This window comes from Burkholderia sp. AU45388 (genome assembly GCF_030481585.1).
Lineage (GTDB): Bacteria > Pseudomonadota > Gammaproteobacteria > Burkholderiales > Burkholderiaceae > Burkholderia > Burkholderia sola.
The window spans coordinates 1-6,098 of sequence record NZ_JAUJPV010000048.1 but is presented as its reverse complement, the minus strand read 5'-3'; the positions used below and the strand labels follow the sequence as shown (position 1 = coordinate 6,098).

3 protein-coding genes and 2 pseudogenes are annotated in these 6,098 nt (G+C 58.9%); 3 read left to right on the top strand and 2 right to left on the bottom strand.

Going from position 1 to position 6,098, the window contains the following annotated elements; translation table 11 throughout:
- Window positions 1–2,098: ESPR-type extended signal peptide-containing protein (locus QZM72_RS35225; protein WP_301740413.1), on the bottom strand; the 2,098-nt coding region annotated here is incomplete at its 3' end.
- 656 nt (window positions 2,099–2,754) lie between these two features.
- Here QZM72_RS35225 and QZM72_RS35220 point away from each other — a divergent pair.
- Together QZM72_RS35220 and QZM72_RS35215 are read left to right on the top strand one after the other, a co-directional pair.
- Window positions 2,755–2,860 (top strand): annotated as a pseudogene (locus QZM72_RS35220) (transposase); the annotation flags it as partial.
- 195 nt (window positions 2,861–3,055) lie between these two features.
- The gene (locus tag QZM72_RS35215; RefSeq protein WP_301740412.1) at window positions 3,056–4,474 is read left to right on the top strand and encodes an ATP-binding protein; all 1,419 of its coding nucleotides are present in this window, start codon (window positions 3,056–3,058) and stop codon (window positions 4,472–4,474) included.
- 178 nt (window positions 4,475–4,652) lie between these two features.
- On the opposite strand, the pseudogene QZM72_RS35210 reads toward QZM72_RS35215, so the two are convergent.
- Window positions 4,653–4,969, bottom strand: a pseudogene (locus tag QZM72_RS35210) (transposase); the annotation flags it as partial.
- A 91-nt stretch (window positions 4,970–5,060) separates the two neighbouring features.
- On the opposite strand from QZM72_RS35210, the gene QZM72_RS35205 reads away from it, so the two are divergent.
- Window positions 5,061–6,044, top strand: coding sequence for an IS5 family transposase (locus tag QZM72_RS35205; protein WP_301740411.1), 984 nt, complete (start codon window positions 5,061–5,063; stop codon window positions 6,042–6,044).
- Window positions 6,045–6,098 lie beyond the last annotated feature (54 nt).

Genomic DNA, 6,098 nt, shown 5'->3' with positions numbered 1-6,098 from the left:
CGTTGGTCGTGCCAACCAGGGACTGTGCGCCATCGCCGATCGCAATCGCACTCTGAGCCAGCGCAGCCACGTGGTTGTTACCCACCGCGACCGCGTTATTGCCGTTCGCTTTGCCCTGCGAGCCGATAACGAGCGCGTTCACGCCGTTCGTCGTGACCTCGGAACCGATCGCCACCGAGTACGGTTGATCCGCGCCCGTTGCCGCCTTGTTGCCGAGCGCCACCGAATTGTCCGAGTTCGCAACGCTGCGCAGGCCGATCGAGACCGCGTCGGAACCGGCGGCGGCGGAACCCAAACCAACCGCGACAGCGCTCACCGTCTGCGGGTCGCCCTCGCCGACACTCGCAATGCTCTCCAGGCTACCGTCCGAGCCCATGCCGTCGATCGCGACGAATATCGGTGCGGTGCGCGCGCCGGCAGCATAGGTGTTGGCGGTCAGCAGCCCCTTGCGCGACTTCAGATCCGACGACAGCTTGTCGGTGCGCTCAGCCATCTTCTTGACCGCATCGGTCAGCTGACCGACGTTGACCGCATCGTTCCCGTCGACGCCGTTTGCCAGGTGCGAAATGCGGCGCTCGTAGCCCTGGTCGCCGACCGACACCTGGTCAGCCTCATCCGCCACGGAGTTGAAGCCGATCGCCACAGAGTTGCGCCCGGTCGCGCGCGATCCCGCGCCGAGCGCCAGGGCACCGCTCGCCATCGCGTTCGCAGCCGAGCCGATCGCCACGGCGTTCATGCCCGCAACGTTGGCCATCGCGCCGTTTGCCTTGACCTTGATATAGCGCATTGCAAGCGAACCTTCCGCCAGGCTGCCCTTGATGTCGTCCCGCACCTCGTTCAATTGCGCGAGGTTGACCGCGTCCGTGTCTTCAGCCCCTTCGGCGATGTTTTTCAATTGTACCGGGCCCGATGCCGAGCTGCCGCCGAACGTCACGCTGGTGCGTTTTGCATTGTCGTAGGATACGCCGTCGCCGTCGAAAGAAGCGTCGGTCAGTGCCTGCTTCATCTGCCCGAAGGTCACGGCATCGCTTGCTTCGGTTGCGTCCGCGACATGGGTAATCTGGCGCTTCACCGAATCGGAACCCACCGAGACCTCGTTGCCTCGCTGCGAAACGGAATCGGCACCGATCGCGACCGACCCCGCCTTGGCGACGGATGCATTCCAGCCGACGGCGATTGCGCGCTCCTCTTTGGCGCTCGACCGCCCCCCCAACGCGATCGCATCGTTACCCACAGCTTGTGCGCCCCGGACATCGTCGCCACCGATGGCGATCGAATGTTCGCCGCGGGCGATGGTCGCGTTTTCGGGCGTGCCGGCCCCGCCGCTTCCTAGCGCAATGGCGCCAGCGCCGGCCGCCGTCGAACCAATGCCGATCGCGGTACTGCCGGTACCAGACGCCGTGTTGTAGAGACCGATTGCGGTCGCGCCCGCACCAGCTGCATCGTTTGCGATCCCCATGGCCGTGGACCCGGACAGCTCAGCCCTGTTCTGCATCCCCGTCGACGTCGAACCGGCCCCCAAGGACTTGTTGCCACACCCCCCCGCGAATGAGTTGAATCCCCAGGCGACGGTCGCCTGGTCGGTGTTCGGGTTGTCCTTGCCGCCGCCCGTGATGTCTGGATTGTGATCGTAGTAGCCGACTTCGACGCCGTTGATCGTCGTCGGGACGGACCAGGCCTTGTCGGGCTTCACGGTCTGCGAGGTCATACCAAGCAGGTAGCCGAGATTCGCCCTATTCATGATCAGCCGTCGACTGCTCAAACTCAAGCAATCGTCATCTCCCGTGATGACGCTACCCTGAGCAGCTGCCCCGATGTAGCTCTTGCCCAACCCCCCACCGGTAAAATTCGTGCCGCCATCGTGATTCGATCCACCAGTCCCGCCGCCGCCAATCACGGTGCCGGCCCAGGCTCCACTGGTTGGCGTGGCGGCCGCGACAACCACACCCATCGCCACCAGAGCAGCCTTGCGGCCGAAGGCATACCCGATCCGCTTTCTTTGCGAAGATTGCCTGCCCTTTCGAGATCTCGCGACTTCAGAAGCCACCGCCCAAGTGCCATTGGAAGCATTCCACACCACCTTATACGACTTATTCATCATATTCCTCAAAATCTCTAAACGAACGGGCGCTTCGCCACCGAAAGAATTCGCCACTGATGCTGAACGGCCGGATCGCCGCAATCATTTACCTTGTTCGCAGATCAAGCATGCGACATCTAATACACATGACGAGGCTATTGGTTTCGCTGTGTTATTCGTGATGCTCAACGCTTATATGGGATACCGTTGGCACCTCCAAAAACGAAGCAGATTATCCCTCCACCAAGAAATCGAGACGCATAGGCCCACGCCTAAAACAACTAGGAATTTTCTTAATTTGTCATGAAAAGCAAGCCGCCGCCTATCCCGCCGGAGTGACCGGCGATATCAATGTATTTTTGAATACCGCGGCAATCCATTCCAGCACCAATCCGAATTCGACGCCATTCAATCACCGCACTCGACAAATAATGACCGGCTGACAGAGGTGGCCACGCAAATTCTGACAACGGGATAAGAGTTGCTTATGTGAACGCTTCTCGGATTGCAGGCTGGGTTTTGCAGATAGGCTAAAGTCAAGGCAGCACGCTTATGCCCGACCCGTTGATGCAGGCCGTTTAGCCTGCTGGCCCATATGGAATTCGCTGACGAGGGTCTCAGCTAACACTCGAACTCGAAGGCTCACGACTCTTACCAGACTTGCCTCGGTAACTGTCGATGATCGCGCAGCGCTGAACGGTATCCTGTATGTATTGCAGACGGGCATTGCGTGGGAAGCCCTTCCGCAGGAGTTGCGACTTCGACAACGGCATGACATGCTGACGACGTCTGCGAGACTGATTTGCAAAACGGCTATTCTGCACAGTGACTGTGCCCGCCAGTAGGCGATTACCAAGACGGAAGGGCGTGCAATTTCGGCGTTCGGTTAAACGTTCGATTTTTTTGAACTGTCCACCTGAACTGCTAGTCTGATTTTCTCCCGTGATCTATTAGGACATCATGATGAGAGACTCCATGAACCAGCGTGCCGATACTGATCGAGAGCCCACTGAGCAAGCAAGGCAGCAGTTTGCGTACGAAGCGTTGACCGAGCATTTTGAAGGGCGATCTCCCGAAGAGCTTATTTCCTCGCAACGACAGTTCCCCCATCACATCCGTCCGGAACTCCAGGAGACGCTTGCGCGTCTGTTGTCTCCATTCGCTCCGCGTCTTCTGGGGCTCAATCAGGCTCACGAGCGACTCCCGCTCACGGTTTCTTCGTTGTTCGTCCGTAGTCGTGGAGGAATGTCTGAAGCCGTATCGCTTGCGCCGGTAAAATATCGGGATGTTGACGTTGGTAACGACAAGCCAGTCGCTGTCCTTGACAATGGCCTGTGGCTGATACGCGATGGTGACCTGAAAGCTGCGGTGGTGTTCGAACAACATGTCGAGGGCCGAAATACCTCAATCAGCAGCGTAGAAATTGTCAGCTTTCCCAATGCTCGCGGATTGACCTTCAGGGACGAGGTATATGCATCCCTGGAACAGGCGGTCCGCGAATCGCGCCTGTACAGGGGCAAGGTCATCTCTATCGAAGCAGGCGAAGATTATTCCGGGAAGGCTCAAGCGATTGTCGTGCATCGACTACCTGCCGTATCGCGTCATGCTGTCATTTTGTCGCCGCAAACCATGCAGTCGATCGAACGGAATATCTTTGAATTTGCGCTGGCACGGGAAGGGCTGAAGGCGCTGCACCAGTCATTGCAGAAAGGCATTCTGCTCTACGGGCCGCCTGGAACCGGAAAGACTCATATCGTAAAATATCTTGCAAGCAACCTGCCAGGACATACCACCCTCCTGATTAGCGCTGACCAAGTCGCTCTGCTCGCTAATTACATGCAGTTGGCCCGTTTGCTCCAGCCTAGTATGGTCGTTATTGAGGACGTTGATCTCATCGGAAGGCATCGCAACGAAATGCGAGGACCGACCGAAGAAAGTCTGCTCAACCGCCTACTGAACGAAATGGACGGCCTGCACCAGGACGCGGAGATTCTGTTCGTCCTCACGACCAATCGGCCGGAAGAAATCGAAGAGGCGCTGTCGGCCCGCCCGGGACGCGTCGATCAGGCGATCGAGGTCCCTGCGCCTGATGCGGATTGCAGAACGCGTCTTCTTCAACTGTACGGCGCGCAAATGAGCATCTCGTCAGATGTGATCGCGGTTGTGGTGGAGCAGACTGAAGGTGTGAGCGCCGCCTTCATCAAGGAGTTGGTTCGCCGACTGGCTCAGCAAAGCATTGCCCGAAAGGCGCAGGGAAAAATCAATATGCAGGATGCCGAAAATGTACTGCGGGACATGCTTACACAAGGGGGGAAACTGACTCACTTGCTTCTGGGTGCCGCGCCCGAACGGGAGAATACGCAGATGCGAACGGCAAATCATCAATGCTTCTGATCACCGCAACGTCTCCTACGTAATGAAGCTGATGCCGCGTCGATTGTATCGGCGCGGCATTCTCCAGGTGGCCTTACCCTCTGGACTTGCTCCTGCATGACCGGACACGCGGTCACGCTTAGGTTGGAGAATTTGCCTGTTGGCGAAACTCGCGCAGAGGTGGCTGCGCAAATTCGGGCAGCGGGACGATCTGCGCCCGAAAGGCGAGATTGCGGTCCGGCGCGGGTTGATAGCGATAAGCGCTGGCGCTCATGCCGATCACCCGCAACGCATGTCGCTCGCTCAAGCCGCCGTGGATCATATGGCGCACCAAGTCTCGGCGTGACGGTGCGCTCACCACTTTTTTTGCGGCGCCTCCCGGGTAACTTCGATGTCCAGCATCGATTCCGCGAGCAACTTCTTCAGCCGGTTGTTTTCGACCTCCAGTTCTTTCAGGCGCTTCGCGTCGGACACGCTCATGCTACCGAACTTGCTGCGCCACAGGTAGTAGCTTGCCTAGGGAAATACTGATTAATCCGTCTCGGTGGTCATCGCTGACGCAGCCGAGGACGTTGTAGAAGATAGTTCACGGAACGAGCCCACGACGATGAAACGGCAAATGAGCTTTGCGGAAGCGGAAAGCGCGGGCAAGAAGCGGGTGACCCGGCGTCAGCGTTTCCTGGACGAGATGGAAAAGCTGGTGCCGTGGTCGCGATTGCTGACGGCAATCGAGCCGTACTACCCGAAAGGAACGCGCGGGCGCCCGCCGATCGGTCTGGAGCGGATGCTTCGAATCTACTTCCTGCAGCAGTGGTACAGCCTGTCGGACGAAGGGCTGGAGGATGCGCTGTACGACAGCATCGCGATGCGGGCCTTCGCCGGGATTGATCTGGCCGTGGAGAACGTGCCGGATGCGACCACGCTGCTGAAGTTCCGGCGCCTGCTTCTCGAACATGACCTGACGCGCAAGCTATTCGACGAGATTGGCATATCGCTGTGCGAACGCGGGCTGATGATGAAGGAAGGCACGCTGGTCGATGCGACGATCATCGAAGCGCCGCCGTCGACCAAGAACGCCGAGAAGCGTCGCGATCCGGACATGCATCAAACGAAGAAAGGCAACGCGTGGCACTTCGGCATGAAGGCCCACATCGGCGTCGATGCCGATTCGGGGCTGGTTCACAGCGTGGTCGGCACTTCCGCGAACGTGTCGGATGTTTCGCAAGCGTACGCGCTGTTGCATGGTCATGAGCAAGAAGCGTTCGGCGACGCGGGCTATATCGGCGTGGACAAGCGCAATGAAATGAAGGGCCGGTCGGTGAAGTGGCGCGTGGCGGCCAAGCGAGGCAGGATCAAGGCGATGCAGGATGGTGCGCTGAAGGATCTGACGATCGCGCTTGAGCGAACCAAGGCGCAAATCCGCGCGCGGGTCGAGCATCCGTTCCATGTTGTCAAGAACCTGTTCGGCCATCGCAAGGTGCGCTACAAGGGACTGGCGAAGAACACGGCGCAACTGTTGGGCCTGTCAGAATTTCCGTGTTCGAGGCGGGTTGAGCATCACACGGATGGCCGGACAAAACGTTCTTCGTAGAGGATGGCAAACTGGTTCATTGCCGCCTTCCAGTCGTGCGCGGCGCGTCCCCAG

Bases quoted from the DNA above. Each gene is read 5' to 3' on its own strand.
- QZM72_RS35205 (WP_301740411.1), top strand. From the start codon at position 5,061: ATGAAACGGCAAATGAGCTTTGCGGAAGCGGAAAGCGCGGGCAAGAAG.
- QZM72_RS35215 (WP_301740412.1), top strand. From the start codon at position 3,056: ATGAACCAGCGTGCCGATACTGATCGAGAGCCCACTGAGCAAGCAAGG.